This is a genomic window from Cohnella sp. SGD-V74 (genome assembly GCF_003001675.1).
GTDB lineage: Bacteria > Bacillota > Bacilli > Paenibacillales > Paenibacillaceae > Cohnella.
The window spans coordinates 54,586-77,821 of record NZ_PVYW01000024.1 but is presented as its reverse complement, the minus strand read 5'-3'; the positions used below and the strand labels follow the sequence as shown (position 1 = coordinate 77,821).

At 57.1% G+C, this 23,236-nt stretch carries 15 protein-coding genes; 12 read left to right on the top strand and 3 right to left on the bottom strand.

Translation table 11 applies throughout. From position 1 onward, the window contains the following. Positions 1–8 precede the first annotated feature (8 nt). The gene (locus B0G52_RS29135) at positions 9–947 is read left to right on the top strand and encodes an alpha/beta hydrolase (protein WP_094049898.1); all 939 of its coding nucleotides are present in this window, start codon (positions 9–11) and stop codon (positions 945–947) included. Positions 948–966: 19 nt separating this feature from the next. Further along, positions 967–1,842, top strand: a complete 876-nt coding sequence (locus tag B0G52_RS29130) for a fumarylacetoacetate hydrolase family protein (protein ID WP_094049896.1) — start codon at positions 967–969, stop codon at positions 1,840–1,842. A 280-nt stretch (positions 1,843–2,122) separates the two neighbouring features. Here the strand turns inward: B0G52_RS29130 and B0G52_RS29125 are convergent, their stop codons facing one another. Continuing rightward, positions 2,123–3,898, bottom strand: coding sequence for an ABC transporter ATP-binding protein (locus B0G52_RS29125; RefSeq protein WP_094049894.1), 1,776 nt, complete (start codon positions 3,896–3,898; stop codon positions 2,123–2,125). Next, a complete protein-coding gene (locus B0G52_RS29120) occupies positions 3,885–5,660 on the bottom strand; it encodes an ABC transporter ATP-binding protein (RefSeq protein WP_094049892.1) in 1,776 nt (591 codons plus the stop codon). Before B0G52_RS29120 ends, B0G52_RS29125 begins: the two co-directional genes overlap by 14 nt. Positions 5,661–6,024: 364 nt before the next feature. Between B0G52_RS29120 and B0G52_RS29115 the strand changes: the two genes are divergently transcribed. From B0G52_RS29115 to B0G52_RS29090, 6 genes are all read left to right on the top strand, one after another. Beyond that, on the top strand, positions 6,025–8,043 hold the full coding sequence (locus B0G52_RS29115; protein ID WP_158223930.1) for an S-layer homology domain-containing protein: 2,019 nt from the start codon (positions 6,025–6,027) through the stop codon (positions 8,041–8,043). Between the two features lie 51 nt (positions 8,044–8,094). Further along, positions 8,095–9,306 carry a sensor histidine kinase gene (locus B0G52_RS29110; RefSeq protein ID WP_158223929.1) on the top strand — a complete coding sequence of 404 codons (1,212 nt, stop codon included), beginning with the start codon at positions 8,095–8,097 and terminating at the stop codon, positions 9,304–9,306. Positions 9,307–9,311: 5 nt separating this feature from the next. After that, positions 9,312–9,935 (top strand): response regulator transcription factor, encoded by a 624-nt coding sequence (locus B0G52_RS29105; RefSeq protein WP_094049886.1) that lies wholly within the window; start codon positions 9,312–9,314, stop codon positions 9,933–9,935. 87 nt (positions 9,936–10,022) lie between these two features. After that, entirely contained in the window at positions 10,023–11,201 is a 1,179-nt protein-coding gene (locus B0G52_RS29100) for a response regulator (RefSeq protein WP_158223928.1), read from the top strand. 80 nt (positions 11,202–11,281) lie between these two features. Beyond that, complete coding sequence (locus tag B0G52_RS29095) at positions 11,282–15,157, top strand: S-layer homology domain-containing protein (protein ID WP_094049883.1); 3,876 nt, start codon at positions 11,282–11,284, stop codon at positions 15,155–15,157. A gap of 184 nt (positions 15,158–15,341) precedes the next feature. Beyond that, complete coding sequence (locus B0G52_RS29090; protein WP_094049881.1) at positions 15,342–15,635, top strand: glycoside hydrolase family 3 N-terminal domain-containing protein; 294 nt, start codon at positions 15,342–15,344, stop codon at positions 15,633–15,635. Here B0G52_RS29090 and B0G52_RS29085 read toward each other — a convergent pair. Then, positions 15,590–16,435: a helix-turn-helix domain-containing protein gene (locus B0G52_RS29085; RefSeq protein WP_094049879.1), complete on the bottom strand. Its 846-nt coding sequence runs from the start codon at positions 16,433–16,435 to the stop codon at positions 15,590–15,592. The genes B0G52_RS29090 and B0G52_RS29085 overlap by 46 nt on opposite strands. A 300-nt stretch (positions 16,436–16,735) precedes the next feature. Here B0G52_RS29085 and B0G52_RS29080 point away from each other — a divergent pair, with 300 nt between their 5' ends. The 4 genes from B0G52_RS29080 (at position 16,736) to B0G52_RS29065 (ending at position 22,888) form a co-directional block, all read left to right on the top strand. Next, positions 16,736–19,207: a beta-mannosidase gene (locus B0G52_RS29080; protein ID WP_094049877.1), complete on the top strand. Its 2,472-nt coding sequence runs from the start codon at positions 16,736–16,738 to the stop codon at positions 19,205–19,207. An 88-nt stretch (positions 19,208–19,295) separates the two neighbouring features. Further along, entirely contained in the window at positions 19,296–20,189 is an 894-nt protein-coding gene (locus tag B0G52_RS29075) for an ABC transporter permease (RefSeq protein ID WP_094049876.1), read from the top strand. A 3-nt stretch (positions 20,190–20,192) separates the two neighbouring features. Then, on the top strand, positions 20,193–21,089 hold the full coding sequence (locus B0G52_RS29070; RefSeq protein ID WP_094049874.1) for a carbohydrate ABC transporter permease: 897 nt from the start codon (positions 20,193–20,195) through the stop codon (positions 21,087–21,089). Positions 21,090–21,172: 83 nt separating this feature from the next. Next, positions 21,173–22,888: a type 2 periplasmic-binding domain-containing protein gene (locus B0G52_RS29065; RefSeq protein WP_094049872.1), complete on the top strand. Its 1,716-nt coding sequence runs from the start codon at positions 21,173–21,175 to the stop codon at positions 22,886–22,888. Positions 22,889–23,236 lie beyond the last annotated feature (348 nt).

Here is a 23,236-nt window from a genome sequence, read left to right as displayed (position 1 = left end):
AAGAGGCCATGCGAGTAGAGCGACTTAAGTTGTGGCAGGATGCCGGCCACGCCTATCTAGAAATCTATTTGCCGGATGAGGACGATCTCGCGTCCGGCGATAATGGGAGGAGCGGCCCCGCTGTCGTCGTCTGCCCCGGCGGGGCCTATCTCTTCGCGTCTGAACGCGAAGGAAAACCTGTGGCGTTAAGATTTGCCGAGCGTGGATATCGGGCTTTCGTTCTTCACTACACGACACGCTACCGGAACAAGGACGAGTTCGTGCTCGGGTTGGCGAATCTGGCGGAATCTTCGGAAGAGGACGAGGAGCCGGTCCTGCCTCGTCCTCTGTTCGATCTGGCCAGAGCGATGCTGCTCATCCGGGAACATGCGAAGCGTTGGCGGGTCGATCCGGATCGAATCGCCGTTTGCGGTTTTTCGGCGGGCGGTCATTTGGCGGCAAGCCTGGGCGTGCACTGGCACGCTGAACGGTGGAGGGATACGTTCCGACAAGACGGCATGCTGCTCAAGCCGAATGCGCTGATCTTGGGATACGCGCCGGCGGACTTTGCGATACAGGACGGGGGAGACGCTCTTAGCGCTTCTTACGGAAGATTGCGCGAGCTGGCCCATCGGGCTATGTTCGGAACGGCCAAGCCGACAGCGGAGCAATTGGAACGGGAGAACACGGTCCGTTACGTCTCGCCGCAAACTCCTCCTACCTTTCTGTGGCATACGGCGGATGACCGAATCGCGGACGTAAGCCATGCGCTTATGTTTGCGTCCGCGTTGGCGCGGCAGCGCGTTCCCTTCGAACTGCATGTTTTTGAGAGCGGCGGGCACGGCCTGTCCCTGTGCGACGAGTCGACCGCCCAGCACGAGGGACAAATTCGCCCCGATTGCGGCGTATGGGTGGATTTGGCTCTCAACTGGCTGCGCAAGCAATTTGCTCAGCAGAATCAACATTGAATACGGAGGACGGGGAACTATGAAACTGTTAACGTTCATCAGAAACGGAAGACAGCAGCTTGGCGTGAAAACGGACGCCGGCGTCGTAGACCTGGCTGGGGCCGGGTTGACTTGCGACGTTATGGAAGTCATTGAAGGCGGCGCGGAAAAAGCGGCGGAGCTGGAGCGGGCGATCGGGGGATTGGACTTGTCGGCTTCGTCAAAATACGTGCTGGACGAATCGGCTCTGGAGTGGGGGCCATGCGTCACGCGGCCGAACAAAATCATCTGCGTCGGTCTGAACTACCGCAAGCACGCGGAAGAGACGAACGCGCCGATTCCGGAGTATCCGATTCTGTTCAACAAGTTCAACAACACGCTGACCGGACACTTGAAGCCGATCGTCGTGCCCGAAGTCACCCGTAAGCTGGACTACGAAGCGGAATTGGCCGTCGTGATCGGCAAGAGAGCGAAGAATGTCGCCAAGGAAAGCGCTCTTGAACACGTATTCGGCTATGCTTGCGTGAACGATTTGTCCGCGCGCGATCTGCAGCTTCGCACCCATCAGTGGCTGCTTGGCAAGACGTGCGACGACTTCAGTCCGCTCGGGCCGTACCTGGTGACGGCGGACGAAGTCGGGAATCCGAACGCGTTGGCGATCCGCGCGATCGTGAACGGGGAAGTCCGCCAAAGCTCCAATACGTCCGACATGATTTTCTATGTCGACGAGATCGTCAGCTACATTTCCCGGCATATGACGCTGGTTCCCGGGGATGTGATTTTGACGGGTACACCGGAAGGCGTTGTGCTCGGACTGCCTCCGGAGCGGCAAGTGTACTTGCAGCCGGGCGACGAAGTGACGATCGAGATCGAGAAGCTGGGCTCGCTGACGAACCGATTTGTCGCCGAGCTTTAGCTCGCCGCGATTTCGTCCTCTGTCCGTTATCCTGGCATAGGGATTGCGAAGGGGCTGTTCCATAAGTAAAGGCGTACAAGAGGATCGATGGAAAAGAAGAAGCATCTATCTCCTGGAGACTGCCTCATACGTTCCTGAAATGACCCTATCACGGGTTAATCAGTTCAAATTTCAGGATCGTATAGCATCGGAAGGAGATAGATGCGACTTACACCATTCCATCGATCATCGTTCGGTACGACTCTTTGTATTTATGGGACAGCCCCTTAGCTATGGCCCTTTATGCCTCCATCTTCTGAGCGCTGTACAGTTTGTAGTAACGGCCCCGCAAGGCGAGCAACTCGTCGTGCGAACCGGACTCGGCGACGCCTTTGTCGGAGATGTACATAATGCGGTCGCAGTTCTTGACCGTGGAGAGACGGTGCGCGATGATGAACGACGTTCTCCCTTTGAGCAGCTCGTTCAACCCTTGCTGAAGCAGACGCTCCGTCCGGGCATCGATGGACGAAGTCGCCTCGTCCAGGATGAGAATGCGCGGATTGGCGAGCAGCGTTCTGGCGAACGAGATCAGCTGGCGCTGCCCCTGCGACAGCTTCGATCCACGTTCGTTGACTTCCGTCATATAGCCCCGCTCGAACTCGCGAATAAACTCGTCGGCGCGCACCGTTTTGGCGGCGGCGATCACTTCCTCCTCGGTCGCGTCGAGCTTGCCGTAACGGATATTGTCCATAATCGTACCGGAGAAAATAAAGCTGTCCTGCAGCATGATGCCCATCTGACTGCGCAGCGACTGCAGCGTCACCTCCGCGATATCTTGACCGTCGACGAGAATCCGGCCCCCCGTTACATTATAGAAGCGGGAGATCAGGTTGACGACCGTCGTCTTACCCGCACCCGTCGGGCCGACAAGGGCGACGCTTTCTCCGGGCTTAATATCGAAGCTCAGATGCTCCAAAATGTTGTGTCCCGGCTCGTAAGCGAACGTCACGTCGTCAAACGTGACCCGACCTTGCAGCGTCGGCAGCTCGCGCGCATCGGGAACATCGTTAACGGTGATCGGTTCGTCCAGCGTCTCGAAGATGCGCTCCAAGTAGGCAACCGCGTTGATAAAGCTGTTGTACAGGTTCGACAGGTTCAGAATCGGCTGCCAGAAGCGCGCCGCATAGCCGCTCATGGCGAGAATGACGCCGAAGGTCACCTCGGCCGGTCCCATCCACAGCAGTCCGACGAAGAAAAGCGCAGTCGTGACGATCGTCGTCAGGTTGTCTACTGTGAACGGCACGAGGAAGTTCAAATACATCGCCTTCATCCACGCTTGGCGGGCATTGCCGGACAAGCGAGTGAACAGGCCTTCGTTGCGCTCCTCGCGGGTGAAGATTTGCGTGACGCGAATGCCGCTGATGCTCTCCTGCGTATAGGCGTTCAGGTTGGAGCTTTTGTTGGATATCGCCTGCCAGGCCCGACGCTGCTTGGTCTTGATGAGCATGATAATGGCGAGGAAAATCGGCAGTCCGCCTAGAATGATCAGCGAGAGCCGGGCATCCACCGCAAACATGAAGGCGGCGATAAACAGCAGATTCATAATTTCAAGTATAAAGTTGATGATCCCGTTGGACAACACATCCGAGACGGAGTTGACGTAGTTGACGACGCGGATGAGAATTTTGCCCTGCGGCCGATCGTCGTAATATTGGAACGGCAGCTTCTGCAAGTGCTTAAACAGATCGTGGCGAATCTCGAAAATGATGTCCTGGCCGACGCGCGTCATGATGCGCGAACGGATGGTGGCGAGAATGACGCTGACGACAATGGTAGCGAGAACAAGCAGCGACCAGCCGACCAGGCCGGCCTTGTCCTTGGCGGGAATCGTAACGTCGACGACATGCTGAATAATGAGTGGAGCGGAGAGCCCGATGCCGGCCGACAGCGCGCTCATGACGAAAGCGACGATCATCGGATTCTTCTGCCGTTTAATATAGACGAGCGCACGCCGGAAATGCCGAATATTAAACGGTGATTCCAGTTCTTCGTCGATGTCGAATTTATTTCTGGCCATTCGCGGTCGCCTGCCTTCCGATGCCTTCGTTCTGCAGCATGAATACTTCGTAATAATAGCCCCGCTTGGCAAGCAGCTCCGCATGGGTTCCTTCTTCGATTACGCGTCCGTTATCCAGAATGAGGATGCGGTCGGCCTGCGCCGTCGTGGATACGCGCTGCGCGATGATGATTTTCGTGCAGGAATAGTCCAGCTCGCGCAAGCTCTTCTGAATATGCTCCTCCGTCTCCAGATCCACCGCCGAAGTCGTATCGTCGAGAATGAGAATCGGCGGCTGCACAGCCATCGCCCGCGCCAGAGCGATACGCTGCTTCTGTCCGCCCGACAGACCGACGCCGCGTTCTCCGACGATCGTATTGTAGCCTTCCGGCATTTTGCGGATGAAGTCGTGCGCGGCGGCCAGACGGGCGAACTTCTCCACATCCTCCTCCGGCATGTCCGGATTGCCGAAGGCGATATTGCCGTCGATCGTGTCGGAGAACAGCAGAACATCCTGCGTCGCTACGCCGATGTTGCCGCGCAGCTCATCCAGCTCCAGCTCGCGCACATCGGTCCCGTCGACCAGAACGCGTCCCTTCGCGACGTCATAGAAGCGGGGGATCAGGCTGATCAGCGTCGTTTTTCCCGAACCTGTGGCGCCCATAATGGCGATCGTCTCCCCAGGCTCGACCGTGAAGCTGATATTTTCCAACACCATCGCATTGTCGTACTTGAAGCTCACTTGATCGAATTGCACGCGACCCTCGTAACGCCGCTTTGCGCCGCGCTTATGCTCGTTGACGATTTTCGGCTGGGCGTAGTAGACTTCGACGATTTTGTTCAGGCTGGCGAAGAAGCGCTGAATATCGTTAATGATGATGCCGATGTTGCGCATCGGGTTGGACAGCCCCCAGATCAGCGCAGAGAAGGCGGAGAACTCCCCGAAGGTAATGCGTCCGTCCATGACGAACAGTCCCCCGACGATCATCAGAATAACGATGAAGCCTTGGGCCAACGTTTCCAGATACGGAAAATAATCGAGCCACACCATAGCCGCGGCTTTGTTCGCCTTGGCGTAGTTGACGTTTTTTTCGTTGAATTTCTCGACCTCGTACTCTTCTCTTGCGAACGCCTTAACGACGCGATTGCCCGCAATGTTCTCCTGAGTGGTCGTATTCAACTGCGACAGACGCTCCCGGAGATCGGTGTACATAGGGCGAACGCGTCTGGCGAACAGAAAGGTTACGATAAAAATCGGCGGGGACAGCAGCAGCAGCCACCAGGTCAGCGCCACGTCGATATAGAAGAAATAGGCGACCGCAGCGATGAATACCGTTAACGATTCGATGATCGTTTTGAAAATCCAGGCCACCGTATGCCGAACCATATCGAGGTCGCCCGTCATTCTGGTCATGAGGTCGCCTGTGCGATGGCGGTCGTAATAGTGCATGTCCTGGCCTTGAATTTTGTTGTACAGGTAAATTCGGATGCGGTAGAGCATGTTCTGCGAAGCGCGCTCGTACATCAGAGTCGTGAAATAAGCCATGCCCGTACGCAGCAGGGAAAAGCCGATCATGCCAAAGCACAACCCGATGAGCAGCGCCCGCTCATCCGTCAGTTTCTGCGCCGCATCTGCCCCTGTGATGAACGTATCGACGATGAGCTGGCCGATGTACGGGTTCACGATCGTGAGCGAGGAGCCGACGACCGAGAGCAATAGGGCGAGAACGTAGCGTACCCGATCTCCTTTCAAATTGTGCCATAGCCATTTAAGCTGAAACATTCCATCACCGGCTTTTGTAGGTTGTAGGTGAGTTCGCATCTCAAGGTGTCGGAGAGCCGAGGAAGGGCTCCCTCCCGATTTAAGCAAACTATGGAGATTATATCACGCTTGGCAAGAAAGCTATCGCAGACAAATCGGGAGAAATGAGGATAGAAGGGCAAATAGAACGAACATGTGACTCGGGGACGGTGCAATCTTAGTTTTTCGCGAATCGCTTCGTATTTGCTTCCGTTTACGCCGACCTGTCGCATGATGAATCGCAACGGCGAAGACGGCGCTCTCCGATTCCATCATTCTTCTGTCATTGGCGAGCGTTATGCTTGAGGTTACGCGTTCAGTCAAAAGCAGAAGGAGAAGAGAACAAGTGAACTTAAGTAAAAGGTTCGTTATCGGAAGGAAGCTAAGTTTGTCGATCGTTCTGTTATTCATTGCGGCTGCGGTCAGCGGGTGCATCCATACGATGGGAGAACTCCAATTCGAAATTGAAGGCCATACGCTGCAGGCCAATGAACGGCTTTATTTGCGTTTGCAAGACGGCACGCCGCCGCTTACTTCGGACAATCAGGCCGGACAAGCTTCATTCTCCATTATGAATCCCGAACATAAACAGATGATCGGAGGGTTCGTTCACGACTCCGCGACAGGGGTCAGTTGGGTTCCCCGGTTTGAATACGAGGATGTGTATAACAGCTCCAAGGTCTATCTCTCGGAGATCGCCGAGAGCAAGCCCCGGGCCAAGCCGGTCGCGGCCGTTCAGGCGGGCCGACCGGTCGCGGACCTGAATAAACCGGGATTTGTGAGCGTAACTTATGCAGTTTACGGGAATAACAGGGAGCCGGTGGACGACCGAACCGAAATTTACATCGAAACCTCGGAGCAAGTGACGTTTTACGACAACGAGCCCCGGCATAATGGCCAAATGTTGAGCAGGGCGATGTCCAGCTTCACGGATAAGGGTCTCGTCACGTTCACGATGATGTCGAGCTTGATCGATAGCAACGAGCCGGATCTTTCCGCGATTCCGGTCGTCCTGTACTCGGGACCGACTCCGATTCCGATCGTGACGAGCGGTCATGCGGAATTAAGCGCATTATCGTTGTCGGAAGGTTCTCTCTTCCCGGAATTCGACCCTGCGATCACGTCCTACGCAGTCGATGTGGCCTATGGAGTGTCCAGCTTATCGGTCACGGCGAGCGTATATGACGTCCATGCCTTGTTGACGGTGAACGGAACCGGAGTCTCCAGCGGACAAGCCAGCGAAGCAATCGGTCTGAACGTGGGAAGCAACCCGATCCGAATCGACGTGACGCCGCTAATCGGAGACGCTAAAACCTACACGGTGACGGTAAGGCGAGGAGCGGCCGGATCTTCTTCCTATGGCGGAGGCTCAGGTCCGGCGTCGCATGACGACGGACCTTTGAGTTCCACGAACGGCCGTTTGACGATTCCCGCCGGGAGAGAGGGGCTGCTGAGTCTCGGCGAGGCGGTTCGCGTATCGGTTCCGGCCGGCGCCGCGGAGCGGGAACTGACCCTCGTCATCGAAGAAGTGCTGGACACCGGCAAGCTTCTATTCGACAAAGAGCGTTTGCTCAGTTCGATCTTCGAAATCACGAAAAACGTTCCCGAGAACTTCAAGAGGCCGGTCACATTAAAGCTGGCTTACGAATCTGCTCGATTGGCGGAAGGTCAGAAGCCCGTCGTATTCTATTACGACGAAGCGTCGGCGCAATGGGTGGAAATCGGCGGCGCGGCGGACGACGGCCTCCTCTCGGTCCAGGTGGACCATTTTACGAGATTCGCGGTGTTTGCGGTAGGTTCGGAGCGGAAGCCCGTGAAACCTAAGTTCAGCGACATCGACGGACACTGGGCGGAGGGCGCCATCCTGGAGGCGGCCGGGAAAGGTCTCGTATCGGGATATGCGAACGGATCGTTCCGGCCGAACGCCGCCGTGAGCCGGGCAGAATTCGCGGTCATGCTGATGAACGCGCTCGGAACGCCGGCGGCGGACGAAGCTGCGGAATCCGGGTTTACGGATGCCGCCGCGATCGGAGAATGGGCGAGGAAGGCGATTGCTCAGGCGTCGCAAGCCGGAATCGTATCTGGCTACGCGGACGGATCGTTCCGGCCGAACGCGAACGTTTCGCGCGCCGAGATCGCCGTTATGCTGGCGCGAGCGTCACAGCTATCGCTGTCCGAGGAATCGGCGACGCCTTTCACGGATGATCGCGACATTCCGGCGTGGGCGAAAGCCGCGGCCGAGGAATTGAACCGGCTGGACCTCATGAAGGGCAGGGGCGGCAACTTCTTCCGTCCGAATGAATCGACCACGAGAGCGGAGGCGGCGACGGTCATGCTGCGTTTCGCGTCTCATCGTACGGAATAGGACCATTCGGCTTTTTTCTTCGCGAACCCTTGATATAATGGGAAGATGAATGTGCTCAAAGATTTCTTGACGCAAATGGCGATTATCGCAACGATTGTATCGATTTCTCAGATTTTCAATGCGGGGAGGAGGTCGGACAAGCCGCGCTCGAACGTCATCCTGTCCGCGGCGATGGGATTGGCGATCCTGCTGTGCATGTCCTTCCCCGCCTATATGGCGCAGGGCATACGGCTGGATATCCGGATTGTTCCTCTGCTGCTTGGAACCTTATACGGCGGGACGGGAGCGGGCTTGGCCCTGTCGGCGCTTATCGTTCTCTATCGGTTGTTCATGGGGATGGACGCGGGCTTTTACACGACTCTGTTAACGCTTGCCTTCAGCATGCCTGCGATCCTGTACGTCCGTAAACGATTTTTCGCTGCCGCGGGAAGAATGAGAATCGACATCGCGGCGGCGTTGGCCATGTTCTACTGCGTCGTCGGCCTTATCGTCGTCTCGGTCGTCAGAGGCTTCAGTATGCACACGCTGCAGATGCATGGAATCCATGCCGCTATTATCGTCGGATCCGTCCTGGTGTTCACGGCGTTAAGCGAAACGATCAATGATATGCTTCGGAGAAATCAGCAGCTGCAGGCCGAGACCAAGGATGCGGAAATCGCCTTTTTGCGTTCCCAGATCAAGCCGCATTTCCTTTATAACACGTTGAATTCGATCGCGACGCTATGTCTCAAGGACCCCCGTAAAGCCGAGGAGTTGGCGCTGGAGTTTTCGCAGTATTTAAGAAAAAGCTTTGCCTTCGATCGACTCGATTCCCTGACCTCCGTTGCCCATGAGCTGGAGCTCGTCAGGGCTTATCTAAACGTGGAGAAAGCGCGCTTCGGGGCCCGATTGGTCGTGGAATACGACGTAGATGCCGTCCGTCCTCATACTCCGATCCCGCCGTTGATCTTGCAGCCGTTAGTGGAAAATGCCGTGAGGCACGGGTTGATGTCCACGCTGCGCGGCGGAAAGGTGAAAATCTCTGTCGTTCAACATCCGGACGACGAGCTTACGGTAGCCGTGGAGGATGACGGATGCGGGATGAGCGCGGAGCAGTTGGAAGCCGTGCGCAAGCGGAAGACGAAGGGCGTGGGGCTGCGGAATATCAGCGAACGTCTCGAACTGCTGTACGGCAGAAGCTTGCGGATTGAGAGCGCCGAAGGCGCCGGAACGAAGGTCGTTTTCCGCATTCCCGCGGGAATGTCCGGATCGACGGGAGGGTGAAGCGGATGCGGCTGAGAACGATGATCGTGGACGATGAGGAGCTGGCCGTAGAACGGTTAAAGATGATGCTGTCCGAGTTCGACGAGATCGAAATCGTCCATATGACCCAGAATCCGTGGGAAGCGTATCAATACGCGAAGGCGAACCGGCTCAACCTGGCTTTTCTGGACATCTCGATGCCCGAGCTCGACGGCCTGCGGCTGGCAAGCCTGCTGGGCGAGATCGATCCCGATATCCGCATCGTGTTTGCGACCGGCTACGAAGAGTATGCGGTTCGGGCGTTCGAATTAAGCGCGCTTGATTATGTGATGAAGCCGGTAACTGTCCGGAGAATGTCGCTCGTCCTGGACAAGCTCAGCCGAAGGGACAGGATCGCGGACGATGAGAGTTTCCGACCCGGGCCATCTCCCAGGAACGAGAGACCGCCGAACAGCGGAATATTGACCGAGCAGGAAATGAGAGTCATGCTCCTCGTTTTCGAAGGGTTGTCGAACAAAGAAATCGCCGCACGGCTGAATATCGCCGCCGAAACCGTCAAATGGCATATGAAAAACGTGTATCGGAAGCTGGACGTGAGCAATCGGGTACAACTGCTTCGGCGAGCCGAACAACTTCACATTTCTTTCTGAAAATCCCCCCTGAACGGGGGATTTTTTCTTTGCCCGTTTCCTTATAAAATGAATAATCGCGAAACAACGACCACAGGAGATGAGATCATGAATCAGCGGGAAGGAGGCGGCTCAATAAGAGCGATTGTCGTCGACGACCAAGGGTCCATGCATCCGATTATATCCGGAGTGCTCGGCAAGCTGCCGGATGTCGAAGTCGTCGGATGCTTCTCGGACGCGGCTGCCTCCGTCCGCTTCGCCGAAGAGGAGGACGTTCATTTGGCGTTCATCGATATCCGCATGCCCGGGGAAAGCGGATTGCGCCTGGCCGAGCGCTTGATCGCTCTCCGACCGGACCTTTCGATCGTTTTCGTCGCCTCGCATAAAGATTACGCTGTGCAAGCGTTCGAGCTTCAGGCGCTCGATTATATCGTCAAACCCGTATCATTGGAGCGAATCGAGCGTTCGGTAAAGCGCGCGCAAGCGTTCCGCCGGTTATCCGAGTCATCTCGTTTACCCGAATCGATGTCGCCGGGGAAGAAGGAGCTCGGCTCCATTCGGATTTATGCGTTGGGCGGGCTTGAGCTGTTTAGCGGCGGAGAAAGGGTGAAATGGAATTCCCGGAAAAGCGCCGAGTTGTTCGGCTATCTGCTGCTGCATCGCGGCAGGATGGTATCGCGCGCGAGGCTGATCTCCGACGTATTTGGCGATTTGCCGCCCAAAAACGCGGAAATCTATTTGAACACGTCCGTCTACCAATTGAGAAAAGCGCTGGATTCGCACGGCTTGAAAACCCTGATTCAATCGGACGCCGACGGTTACGGAGTACATCTTGTCGGCGTCTGGATCGATTTCGTCGAGTTCGAGGGCCGATTGAGGCGGAATGACGGAATTGCCGTCTTCAATTCGGGGACGGCTCTGGAGATCGAGAAGCTGTACGCTGGGGATTTGTTCGGCGAGAAAGGATACGCCTGGGCGTTGGGAGAGGCGGAGCGTCTTTCCGCCGTGTATGCCGGATTCGTCAAAAAGCTGGCTCGCAAGCTGATGGAGCGCCGGCATACGGACGTTCCCCTTCGGCTTCTGAGCAAGCTGTCCGATCGCAATGAACTGGACGAAGAGAACGTCGAATTGCTGCTTCGCGCCTATGCAATGAAGAAAGATCAAGCCTCCTTGGCGAAACGCTATGAAGCCTATGTAAAAATATTGCGACAGGAACTGAATATCGAGCCTTCCGAGGAGTTGCGGGAGCTGTACGCTCATTTGCAGTCGACGATCGGCGCCGGGTAGTCGAGTTGTCATTGTTGTATCATTGGCGCGCGCTACACTTAATCACGGATCAAACATCATACGAGGCTTGGAGGCAGAATATGTTCGCAAGAGGGATGAAACGAGTCGGCGCGCTGTTATCGGCGCTGCTGGTATCAGGCGGAATTTTGGGAGCGATCGGAGGGCCGGTCGCGGGAACGGCGGAAGCGGCGCCCGCCGCGCTGGATTGGGGCGAGGTCGGAGACCCGGCCATCACGGAGAAGGGCAGCCGGACGTCCATCGCCGTCTATGACGGCGCTCCCTATGTGATGTATCTGAACGAAGATGGCCAGGCGAAGCTGATGAAGCACGGGGGCAGCGGTTGGGAGACCGTCGGCAATCCGGTGGAAGCGGACAGTTGGCTGGATCAGCCGCTTATGGAGCTCGACGGGGCCGGTACGCCCTACGTCGCTTATATGGACGGGGACAACGACGGCAAAGCAACGATGAAGAAATTCAACGGCAGCGGCTGGGAGACGATAGGCCAAGCCGGATTTACCGCGGGAGGGGCGTATTCCATGTCGGTAACCGTCGCTGTCTACGGCACGCCTTACCTGGCTTATCGGGATCAGGCCAACGGGTGGGGAGCGACGGTGATGAAGCACGACGGTAGCGATTGGGTTACGGTAGGCCCCGCCGGCTTCTCCGGGCAACAGATCAGCGACATCTCCGTTGCGGCGGACTCTTCCGGCCATCCTTACGTCGTTTATCGGACTATGCTCGGCATGGAAGTGATGAAGTATGACGGCAACCAGTGGGCGCCGCTTAGCTCTCCGGGAACGTCCTTTGGAGGCGTCTTGGCGATCGACAACGATATTCCGTATTTGATCTATAAGGACAATGACGAAAGCTCTCGAGCAACGGTGAAAAGGTATGACGGCAACGATTGGGTGACGGTCGGCGACGCCGGATTTTCGCCCGGTCAGGTCGACGACCTCTCGTTGTCCTTCGATCGCGGTACGCCTTATGCGGCATTTAAGGACTGGGATAATGGCGGAAAGGCGACCGTAATGAAATACGACGGCGTCGAGTGGATAACGGTCGGACGAGCAGGGTTATCCGCGGAGCCGGTATCGACCCTCTCGTTGGCCGTATCCGACGGCATCCCGTATTTATCCTATCGGGAAGAGGACAGCGGAAGAATAAAAGTGATGAGTCTCTTCCGATCTTCGCCGGCGTTGGCGGAGGATACGATCGATAACGATGACGGACACGACATCGAGATTACGTTCCCGGACGATGCGGCTTGGCGTTCGGCCGTTACCGCGGTGAAGGTCGACGGCGTCGCGCTTGCCGCAGGGACCGAATACGAGATAACCGAAGGGAAAATCACGATATCGAAAGGCGTGTTCACTCCGGGCGTTGCGTTGATCTCGGTATCGGCGGAAGATTACGTCCAGGCAAAGACGTATCAGATTGTGAAGGATACGAGCCATGAATGGCATTCCGTCGGCGGCATCGTCTCCTTCGGAGAAGCGGATGCCGGGAACCCTGTGTCTTTCAGCGTCGACGACGGAATTCCTTATGCGGCGTATACCGATGAAGCCGAAGGCCGGAAAGCGACCGTCGCGAAGTATCAGGACGGAGCATGGCACCCCGTGGGCGGAGCCGGATTCTCGGACGACGAGGCTTACAATGTCGCGGTGCACGTGGAAGAAGGAATTGTCTATGCGGCATACTTCGAACGAGTAACCAATTCTATTTCGGCCGTCAGAGTGATGAAGCATGAGAACGGAAGCTGGGAGCCGATTGGTTCTTCCCCGTACGAAGACTATTATGCCGGTGGAGCTTTGTCCGTGACGGTAGACAACGGAATTCCTTACGTTGCGTATCCGCAGACGGATGGCCAAATTGTCGTTCGAAAATATATCGGAGGCGGTTGGTCGCCTGCCATAGAAGATGAGGACGGCCCCCGGTATGTGAATATCGGAAGCTTGGAGATAGAAGACGGCGTCATTTATTTGGGATTGCATGACGACGAGTTCGCTTTGGTAGCGAAGTATGAAGGCGGAGAGTGGGGCTTCTTGGGCGGAATGAATCCCTTCGAAGGCTATTCGTCCGAGATCGCGTTCGCAATAGACGGCGGCGTTCCTTATGCGGCATTCTTGGACCGGCGTTTGGGCGGCGCGGCTACGGTCGTGCAATACGAGGCTTCGCTGGACAAATGGCTCCTCGTAGGAGATGCGAACCTCTCGACGGGACAAGCGGCAATCGTGGGGCTGTCCGTAGACGACGGAACTCCCTATGCGGCCTTCTACGATGAAGGAGGACCCTTCATCCGGCGAGCTCTAAGTACGCTTCGGGACTTGACCGCGTTACATCTGTCGTCCGGCGCGCTGGATCAGGCGTTCGACCCGGCCATGACCGATTATACCGCAACTGTGGCGAGCGGGATCGCCAGCATCACGGTAACCCCGACCGCGCAAGCCGGTCGCAAAGCGAGCGTGACGGTTAACGGCGAACCGGTCCCAAGCGGGCAGATAAGCCGTCCGATCGATCTCGTCGCCGGCAGCAATACGATCACGGTGGAAGTCGTGGCGCAGAACGGCGCCGAGAAGACCTATACGATCGCAGTAACGAAGCAGAGCGGAGGCGGTTCCTCCGGCGGAGGCGGGTCTCCCGGCAACGGCGGCAACGTAGGGGGAGGCGGAAGCGTGTCGCCCGCCCAGCCGGATCAAACCGATGCCAATCTCGCAGTAACGATTGACGGCAATGCGGCGGAAGCCGTCGCGACCGCGAAGATCGCCCATCAAGACGGACAAACAGTGGCAACGGTGACCCTGAACTCGGCCAAGCTGATCGAACGATTGAAGGAAGCGGGAGATCGTCCGGTTGTCGCCATCCCTGTTTCCTTAAACGCGGATAAGGTGAGCGTGGTCCTTACGGGGGAGGCCGTCAAAGCGCTGGCGGAGAAAGGCGCCGTTCTGGATATTCGTACGCCGAACGGCAGCTACAGGCTTCCGGCGGCCGAAGTGCCGATCGAACGGCTGCTGGCGCAGTTCGGGGCGGGAACGCTGCCAGAGAACGTCGCCGTTCAGGCGGATATTGTCCGAAGCGACGGCGCAAACGTCGAACGACTCCGGAAGGCGGCGCAAGACGGCGGATTCAGCCTCGTCGCTTCACCGATCGACTTCGAGGTCACGGCCTCATCCGGCGGTCGTACGATTCGGGTGACGAGCTTTAATTCTTTCGTGGAGCGCGAAATCCCGATTCCTCAGGGAACCGAAGCGGGAACTGTCACGACCGCTGTAGTGCTGCACGAAGACGGAACGATCCGATCGGTACCGACGAAGCTGGAAGTTCGCAACGGAACCGCGTATGCGGTCATCAACAGCTTGACGAACAGCACGTACTCTCTCGTATCGAATTCGGTTGCGTTCAAGGACGTCGAACAGCACTGGGCGAAGGGCGCCGTCAACGGCATGGGCTCGCGAATGGTCGTGGGCGGAGTCGGCGACAATCAATTCGGCCCCAACCGCGACATTACCCGCGCCGAGTTCGCGACTATGATCGTGCGCGCCCTGGGACTCCCACAGAGCGCCGACGCGAACGTCTTTAAAGACGTGAAGGAATCCGACTGGTATGGCGGCACGGTACAAACGGCTTATGCCTATCGGTTGATTAACGGCTTCGAAGACGGAACGTTCCGTCCGAACGACAAGATAACCCGGGAGCAGGCGATGGCGATGATCGCCAATGCGATGAAGATTACGGGATTGAGCGAGAGGGCTCAAGATTCTTCGGCCGAGGAACGGATTCGCTCTTACGGGGATGCAGGCAAGATTTCTGCCTGGGCGATCGGCGGCGTTGCGCAGACGATCGAAGCCGGTATCGTAACAGGGAAGAGCGACGGCTTGCTTGCACCTAAGGAATTGATCCGAAGAGCGGAAGTGGCTGTGATGATCGAGCGGCTTCTGCGGAAGTCGGGATTGATTTAACGAATGGATATCGGACGGTTTTTCAAGAGCGGCGCTCTTGGAAAACCGTCTGTTTTCGCGTTACGGGTAACGTATGCGCCATTCACCCAACGGTTAGAGATACTGAAGCGAAGACATTTCCCGTCGATTGGAAACAAAAACGACTATCCGCGAACGTTGGCGACAGAGCGCTTAACGAAATCTATTGTACAACTTCGAGGAGACGATCAAGGCCTCCAAGCCGAACAGCGTGATGTCCGCTTACAATCGGGTTAACGGGACGCTGGCTTCGGAAAACGACGGACTCCTGACGAAGGTGCTGCGTGTGAAGTGGGGGTTCGACGGCGTTGTCATTACGGATTGGGGCGCAATCGGCGACAGGGTGAAAGGCGACCGCTCAGCCTTAGTTTCTCTCGATTCGTTTCGTCCGTACTTCCATTTGCTCAGCCTCGCTCAAAATGGATCGGCGCTGCGGATTCGCCCCGGAGCGACGCCGTAAGCGTCCTTGAACAAGTGGTAGAAATGGCTCAAGTTCTCGTAACCGGCTTCGTAGGCGACGTCGACGATCGGCAGTTGCGTCGTCAGCAGCAGGTTTTTGGCATAGCTCAGCCGCAGATGGTTCAGGTAGGCGGTCGGCGTCATGCGCAGGTGCCGCTTGAACATCCGGTTCAGATGGCCGTCGCTGTGAGGGGTCAAGGCGCGCAGACGATCCAGGCCGGCGGTAAAATGCTCCTTGCGCTGCAGCTCGGCGAGCAATTGGTTGAACCATTGCGGCATCGCTTTGCGATTGTCGTTCCGATAATGGAGAAAAAATAACGTCAGCGCGTCGTTCAGAAAGTTACGGGCCATCGTGCGCGCCTTCAGCTTGTCCGTCGACGTGAACAGCTGGATCTGCGTGCTTTTTGCGGCCATCGCTTCTTGATCCTCGGCAGCCAGCCTGACGATCGGCGGCAGCGGCGGGCTTTTGAGCGCTTGGGCGAAAGCGGCGTGGCCGATGTAATCGAAGGCGCTCTCCACGACTTCCTTGTAGAAGTTGACGTTGACGAACCGGCAGTCCTCGCCCTCGAGCAGATCGTAGCTGTGCGCATCCTCGGGGCGAACGAACACGATATCTCCCTGCTTCAGATGCTGTACATCGCCGTTGACGGAGTGCGCGCATTGGCCGGAGACGATCATGAAGATTTCATAGAAATCGTGGCGGTGCAGCGGGTAAGCATGCTTCGCCGAATAGATGATATGGGAATTGGATTGCACGAGCGGGTCGATCAAAGCCGCTGCGCGCAGCATGGGGATGGTCATGTCGGCCGTCTCCTTTTTTTAGTTTGGGAGTTGCTAACCTATAGAGATCTCGTCAATCCAAGCAACTCAAAACAACCTGTTTGAAGCCGGCAAAGCCATCTCTTTTGGAATGTAATGGACTTCCTCTTCATGGGTTCAATTATATTGAGGTTAATATAGCACAAAAAAGGAACGGACATCACAAGACGTTCGCCGCTCCCCGATGCTACGATCGCCTTGGATCGAGCGCGCAAACCGATGAGCAAGCGGATTAATGCGCATCATTCCGGTACAAATCCGATACGAAGGCAGGTAGAGCGAATGCGCGAATTGACACTGAACGGCGAATGGGAGATGAAGAGGACGGACGAGGCGGAATGGATCGGGGCGACCGTGCCCGGGTCCGTATTCCAGGACTTGCTCGCCGCGGGGCGGATGGAGGACCCGTTTTTTCGCGATAACGAATACGAGACGCTGGAGCTGACCAAATTCGATTACGAATACCGCAGAAGCTTCTTCGTCGACGCGGAGCTGCTGAAGCATGAGCGGGTGCTGCTGCGCTGCGAAGGGCTGGACACGCTGTGCGAGGTGAGCGTGAACGGCCGTCTTGTGCTGCAGACGAACAATATGCATCGGACGTACGAGGCGGACGTCAAGGAGACGCTGAGCGAAGGGAGGAACGACATTGTCGTCGTCATCCGCTCGGCTACGAACTATGTGCTGGCCCGGGATCGCGAATACCATCTGACAAGCTGCGCGGATGCCGTACCCGGCATCTCCCATCTGCGCAAGGCGCACAGCATGTTCGGCTGGGACTGGGGCCCTAAGCTGCCGGATATGGGCATCTGGCGCGGCTTGTCGCTGCTCGGCTGCGATGGGGGGCGCATCGAAGACGTCTATGTGACTCAGCGGCACGAGGACGATCGCGTAGGCCTGGAGATCGATGCGACGCTGGAGCGCTGGTCCGAGGCCGCCGAGCTGCGCCTGTTGGCGACGATCGATACGCCGGACGGCAAGCGGCTGGAAGTATCGGCGGAGCGGGCAGCGAACACGAACAGGCTGACCGTCGATATCGCCGAGCCCAAGCTGTGGTGGCCGAACAATCTGGGCGATCAGCCGCTGTATACGCTGCGGATTCGGCTGCTGAGCGGGGAGCGCGAGCTGGACGAACGGACGATGAAGCTCGGCCTTCGCACGCTGCGCGTACAGCAGACGCCGGACCAATGGGGCGAATCGTTCGCGTTCGAGATTAACGGGCACGAGATTTTCGCGATGGGCGCCAATTTCATTCCGGAGGACAACGTGTTCGGCCGCCGCAGCGAGGAGCGGATGGAGAGGTTGATTCGCAGCTGCGTCGAGGCCAACTACAACTGCATCCGCGTATGGGGCGGCGGCTACTATGCGGAAGATTACTTCTACGATCTGTGCGACCGCTACGGCCTGATCGTCTGGCAGGATCATCTGTATGCCTGCGGGGCGTACGATTTTAACGACGAGTTCAAGGAGAACGTGCGGCTGGAGACCGTCGACAATATGAAGAGAATCCGCCATCACGCGTCGCTGGGCATCTGGAGCGGCAATAACGAGCTGGAATACGCATGGGCGTACTGGGGCTGGACCGAACGCTACGGCGAGAAGCTGCGCGACGACTATCTCGAACAGTTCGAGCGATTTTTGCCGGAGCTGTCGAAGTCGCTGGACCCGAACACCTTCTACTGGGTGTCGTCTCCTTCCTCCAAGGGCGGCATCGACGATCCGAACAACGAGCATGTCGGGGACATGCACTATTGGGACGTCTGGCACGGGCGCAAGCCGATCACGGAGTTCCGGACGCTGTTCCCCCGCTTCATGTCCGAGTTCGGCCTGCAGTCGTTCCCGTCGCTGCGGACGGTGGAGACGTTCACGCTGCCCGAGGACCGCAACATTTTCTCGCGCGTCATGGAGGCTCACCAGAAGAACGGGACAGGCAACGAGAAGATCATGTATTACGTCAGCGAGTATTTCAAATATCCGAAAAACTTCGAGACGCTGTTGTACGTATCCCAGCTGATTCAAGCCGAAGGGATGCCCGTCGGGGTGGAGCATTGGCGCAGACACCGCGGCAGATGCATGGGCGCGATCTATTGGCAGCTCAACGACATATGGCCGGGTGCGTCGTGGTCGAGCCTCGACTATTACGGCCGCTGGAAGGCGACGCATCACGCCGCCCGCCGATTTTTCTCCCCGGTGCTGGCGTCCGCTTGCGAGGAAGGGACGAAGGTGTCTCTGCACGTGACCAACGAGACGCTGCAGCCGATCGCTGGACGGCTGCGCTGGCGTCTGCTGGACCACCGGTCGGCGCCGATTGCCGCCGGTGAAGCGGAAGCCGAGCTGGACGCGCTTTCCACCCGCGAAGTTGTCGTGCTCGACTTCGCGGAGACTCTGAGCGACAGCCGGCAGTTGCGCCGAAGCTATCTCGCGTTCGAATGGCTTGCCGACGGGAGGACGATCAGCTCGGGGACGGTTCTGTTCGTCAAGCCCAAGCATTTCGATTTTCTGGAACCGGGCATCCGGCTGGACGCGACCGAAGAAGACGACCGATTCGTCGTTACGGCGACAAGCCGCGCGTTCGCGCGCTTCGTGCTGCTGGAGCTGGACGGCGCGGACGCCGAATGGAGCGACAACGTGTTCGACTTGTCCGCCGACCGGCCGCACGTCGTCACGGTGCGCAAGGCCGGTTTGTCGGAGCCGCTTGATCTGAAGGCGTTCCGCGAGCGGCTGAAGGCGACGAGTCTGTTCGACACTTTCGAATAAACCGACCATCGCGATAGAAATCCAATCGTTGTTGCGTAGTGCGGCAATCGCGCCTCTTTTACAATGAAGGAAAGAAAGAGGTGATACGATGTTAGCCGCCATAAGCAAATACAGATGGCAATATCTCATGGTCATGCCGGCCGTCGTGCTGCTTCTGCTGTTCAGCTACGTGCCGATGGCCGGCATTCAGGTCGCGTTCAAAAATTTTCACATCGGCTACACGATATGGAACAGTCCCTGGACCGGCTTTGAAAATTTCTCGTTCCTGCAAGACGGCCAGTTCTGGCTCGTCGTCCGCAACACGCTGTACATCGCGTTCCTGAAGTTCGTGACCGGATTTCCGGCTCCGATCCTGCTCGCGCTGATGATCAACGAGGTTCGGCGGGGAGGCTTTAAGCGCTTTGTGCAATCGGTCAGTTATCTGCCGCATTTTTTCTCCTGGATTGTAGTCGCTTACATTTTGCAATCGCTGCTGACTCTGGACAACGGACTCGTCAATCAACTGATCGTGTCCCTGGGCGGCGATCCGATCTTCTTCCTCGGATCGACCGACTGGTTCCGGCCGATGATCGTTGCCAGCGGTTTGTGGAAGGAAGTAGGCTGGAATACGATTTTGTATTTGGCGGCGATTACGACGATCGATCCGCAGCTGTACGAGGCGGCCAAGGTGGAGGGAGCGGGGCGTCTGGCGCAGATGAAGCATATTACGTTCCCGGGCATTCTTCCGACGATCTCCATCGTGCTCATACTGAGCATGCCGAGCCTGATCGCGGTCGGCATGGACCAGATCTATCCGCTGATGAATCCGGCCAACCAACCCGTCGCGGACGTGCTGGACACCTACATTCTCCGAAGCGGGCTGCAGCAAGGCTACTTCGGCATGGCTACGGCGGTCGGTCTGCTCTCCTCGGTCATCAGTCTGCTCTTGGTGCTCCTTACGAATCAGACGGCGAGGAAAATAAACGGGGAGGGGCTCTGGTAACCGATGCGACAATCCGCTAGCGAGAAGATCGGACAGGCGCTCATTGCCCTGTTCCTGCTGCTGCTCTGTTTATCCGTCCTTTATCCGTTCCTGTACATGCTGGCGATCTCTTTGAACGTAGGAACCGATGCGGCCAAAGGCGGCGTGTACCTGTGGCCGAGAAAGTTCACGCTGTCCAACTTTCAGATCGTGCTCGGCAACGCGGTCATTCGCCACGCTTATCTGATTACGATTATGCGGACGATCGTCGGCACCGTCGCAGGGCTGCTGGTGACCCTGCTGGCCGCGTACGCCTTGTCCTACAGACAGATGCCGGCCAGACGCACGCTGCTCACGTTCGTCCTGATCACGATGCTGTTTAACGGAGGACTTATTCCGTTCTATATCCAGCTGCACAACCTGTCGCTGACCAATACGTTCTGGGTATACATTTTGCCCAGCGCTTTCTCGGCTTGGAATATGTTCGTCATGCTGAAGTTTATTCACGGCATCCCCGAAGCGCTGATCGAATCGGCCGAGATGGACGGCGCCAAACCGCCGAGAGTGCTGTTCTCGATCATCATTCCGCTGTCCAAGCCGATGCTTGCTGCGCTTGGTCTGTTCACGGGGGTTATGCATTGGAACGACTGGTTCGCCGGCGCCTTCTTCGTCTCGGACCAGAACCTGATTCCGGTCCAGACGTTCCTGCAGCAGCTCTTGTCCGCCCAGGATATCTCGGTGGTTATGGGCTCCAACAACAACATAGAAGCGCTTGCGAGGGGCAGCAATCTGTCCGAGGTGACGCTGATGTCGGTGAAAATGGCGACAGTCATGGTGAGCGCCATTCCGATCCTGTGCGTCTATCCGTTCCTTCAAAAGTATTTCGTCAAAGGCGTGCTGATCGGCTCCGTCAAAGGCTAAGCCGGAATCGATCGCGATCGTTGCAGGGTATAGGGACTTACCACATATACCGAAAATAGCGGACAGAGAGGGGAACAACGAACATGAAAACTCGCGTATTCGACGCCAAGCGGATGTCGGCGGGCGCGATCGCCGCGCTGATGGTGGCGTTAACCGCTTGCTCGGGCGGAAGCAATGGGGCAAGCGGCAGCTCTCCGTCGCAATCTCCGCAGCAGAGCGGGCAAGCGGAACAGACCGCTCAGGCGGAGACCGGCGGCAAACAGCAAGGCGGATCGTTTAATCTGTGGCTTGGATGGACGATTACGGTCAACAACGAAAGCCTGATTCAGAAGTATTGGAGAGAGAACGAGCCGTTCGTCGACGTGCAGATCGAATCGACGCAAGGAGACGCCTCGACGGCGCTTAACCTGAAGCTGAATACGGGCGGATTCACGGACGCGGCCATCTTCGGCCGCAGCGACGTCATCAATACGTCGATGGTGCGTTCCGGCACGATACTGCCGCTGGAGCAGTATTTCGATATGCCGGACCAATACCCGGGACTCGCCTCGATTCCGAAGGAATATTTGGAAGCGATGAAGGACGACGACGGGCATATCTGGTCGATTCCGACCTGGTTCGATCAGAATCCGCAGGACCCGTGGCCGGGCTGGGCGTCCCTGGGCTGGTTCGTGCGCGAGGACGTACTGGAGAAGGCGGGCATGACGTTCGGCGACCTGTCCACCATCGAAGGCTTGGAGCAATACTTGCGCGCCGCCGGCCAGCAGACGGACGCATCCGGCAACAAGCTTATTCCGCTCAGCTTCCTGTCCGACGCCAACGACGAGAACGTCATTCTCAGCACGTTCGGCGTGTCGACGGCCACGGCGGGCGGCGTCATTCCGGTAGAGAAGAAGGGCGACCAGTACGAATTCATCTACGATAACCCGCAATACAAAGAAGCTTACAGATGGATGAACAAAATCTATCGCGAAGATCTGCTGGACAAAGAGGCCATTACCGATAAAAAAGAGCGCTATAAGGAAAAGAATCAATCCGGACGCATTGCGATGAACGCCGGCGGCTTCTTCAATATGGACGCTCACATCTGGGAGGTTCTCGAAGGTCCGACCGAGCCGGCCTGGTATTACCAGACGATCCCGTATCCGCAAGTGCCAGGCGTAGAGCGCATCGGCATTAACCAGATCGTTAACCCCTATCCGGCGAACGACGTCTACATCAGCAATAAAACGAAAAATCTCGAAGCCATTCTCGCCTTCTTCGACTATTCGCTGCAGCCGCTTCCGGAGATGCAGCAGGTGATCGATGGCGGGCCTCCGGGAATCTACTGGGATTGGGTGGATCAGCCGCTGGGCAAATGGCATTATATCGACGACAACTACCAGCAGCTTCACGATTCCGGCGACGCGGCCAAAAAGGCGAGCACGACGCCCGAGCTTTACGCGACGTCCTCGTACAGCAACAAGTGGTACCCTTGGTGGAATTACGCCGCAACCGACAGCGTGGCGGGACGGCAGAAGACGATCGACTTTACGGAAGCCATCGGCAAGATGGGCGCCGTTCGGGTCGCGGAGTCTTACGACATGGTTAAATCCGAGCCGGGCAGCCTGTGGGAGAAATATTTGCCCGAGCTGGAGAACGTCAGGAAGGAATACAAGGCCAAATTGACAATGGCCAAAGACGACAACGCGTTCGAGACGGAATGGAACAACTTCGTCTCCGCATTGGAGAAGCGCGCTCACTGGAGCGAGCTGAAGGAAGAATGGCATAAGCTCCTTGGACAGCAGTTCGGAGAGTGAGTTAACACACGGGAGACAGTCCGCCATAACGGGGGCTGTCTCCTAAGCTGAGTTTCTTAATATGGTCGATAGGCTGATGAAATGGGCTGTCCCCTAAGTCTGGGCAACTAAAATGATCGCAAAAAGAATGGGGATATATCTCCTGTAGAGCGAAGCGCCTGCCTCATACGGTCATGAAATTACCCTGTCACGGGTTATTCGATTCTTAATTTCATGACCGTATCAGCAGCGGAAGGAGATATATCCCCATGTTAATAAATGGATCATTTTTAAGGTTACCCCTTTAATGACTTATGGGACAACCCCCTGCCGCCTTTATCGTCGATGATCTTCAACAGGAAAGGAGCG

Coding starts and splice junctions, on each gene's coding strand:
- B0G52_RS29130 (WP_094049896.1), top strand. CDS start 967: ATGAAACTGTTAACGTTCATCAGAAACGGAAGACAGCAGCTTGGCGTG.
- B0G52_RS29125 (WP_094049894.1), bottom strand. CDS start 3,898: ATGGCCAGAAATAAATTCGACATCGACGAAGAACTGGAATCACCGTTT.
- B0G52_RS29135 (WP_094049898.1), top strand. CDS start 9: ATGCGAGTAGAGCGACTTAAGTTGTGGCAGGATGCCGGCCACGCCTAT.
- B0G52_RS29120 (WP_094049892.1), bottom strand. CDS start 5,660: ATGTTTCAGCTTAAATGGCTATGGCACAATTTGAAAGGAGATCGGGTA.
- B0G52_RS29085 (WP_094049879.1), bottom strand. CDS start 16,435: ATGACCATCCCCATGCTGCGCGCAGCGGCTTTGATCGACCCGCTCGTG.
- B0G52_RS29105 (WP_094049886.1), top strand. CDS start 9,312: ATGCGGCTGAGAACGATGATCGTGGACGATGAGGAGCTGGCCGTAGAA.
- B0G52_RS29075 (WP_094049876.1), top strand. CDS start 19,296: ATGTTAGCCGCCATAAGCAAATACAGATGGCAATATCTCATGGTCATG.
- B0G52_RS29095 (WP_094049883.1), top strand. CDS start 11,282: ATGTTCGCAAGAGGGATGAAACGAGTCGGCGCGCTGTTATCGGCGCTG.
- B0G52_RS29100 (WP_158223928.1), top strand. CDS start 10,023: ATGAATCAGCGGGAAGGAGGCGGCTCAATAAGAGCGATTGTCGTCGAC.
- B0G52_RS29065 (WP_094049872.1), top strand. CDS start 21,173: ATGAAAACTCGCGTATTCGACGCCAAGCGGATGTCGGCGGGCGCGATC.
- B0G52_RS29070 (WP_094049874.1), top strand. CDS start 20,193: ATGCGACAATCCGCTAGCGAGAAGATCGGACAGGCGCTCATTGCCCTG.
- B0G52_RS29080 (WP_094049877.1), top strand. CDS start 16,736: ATGCGCGAATTGACACTGAACGGCGAATGGGAGATGAAGAGGACGGAC.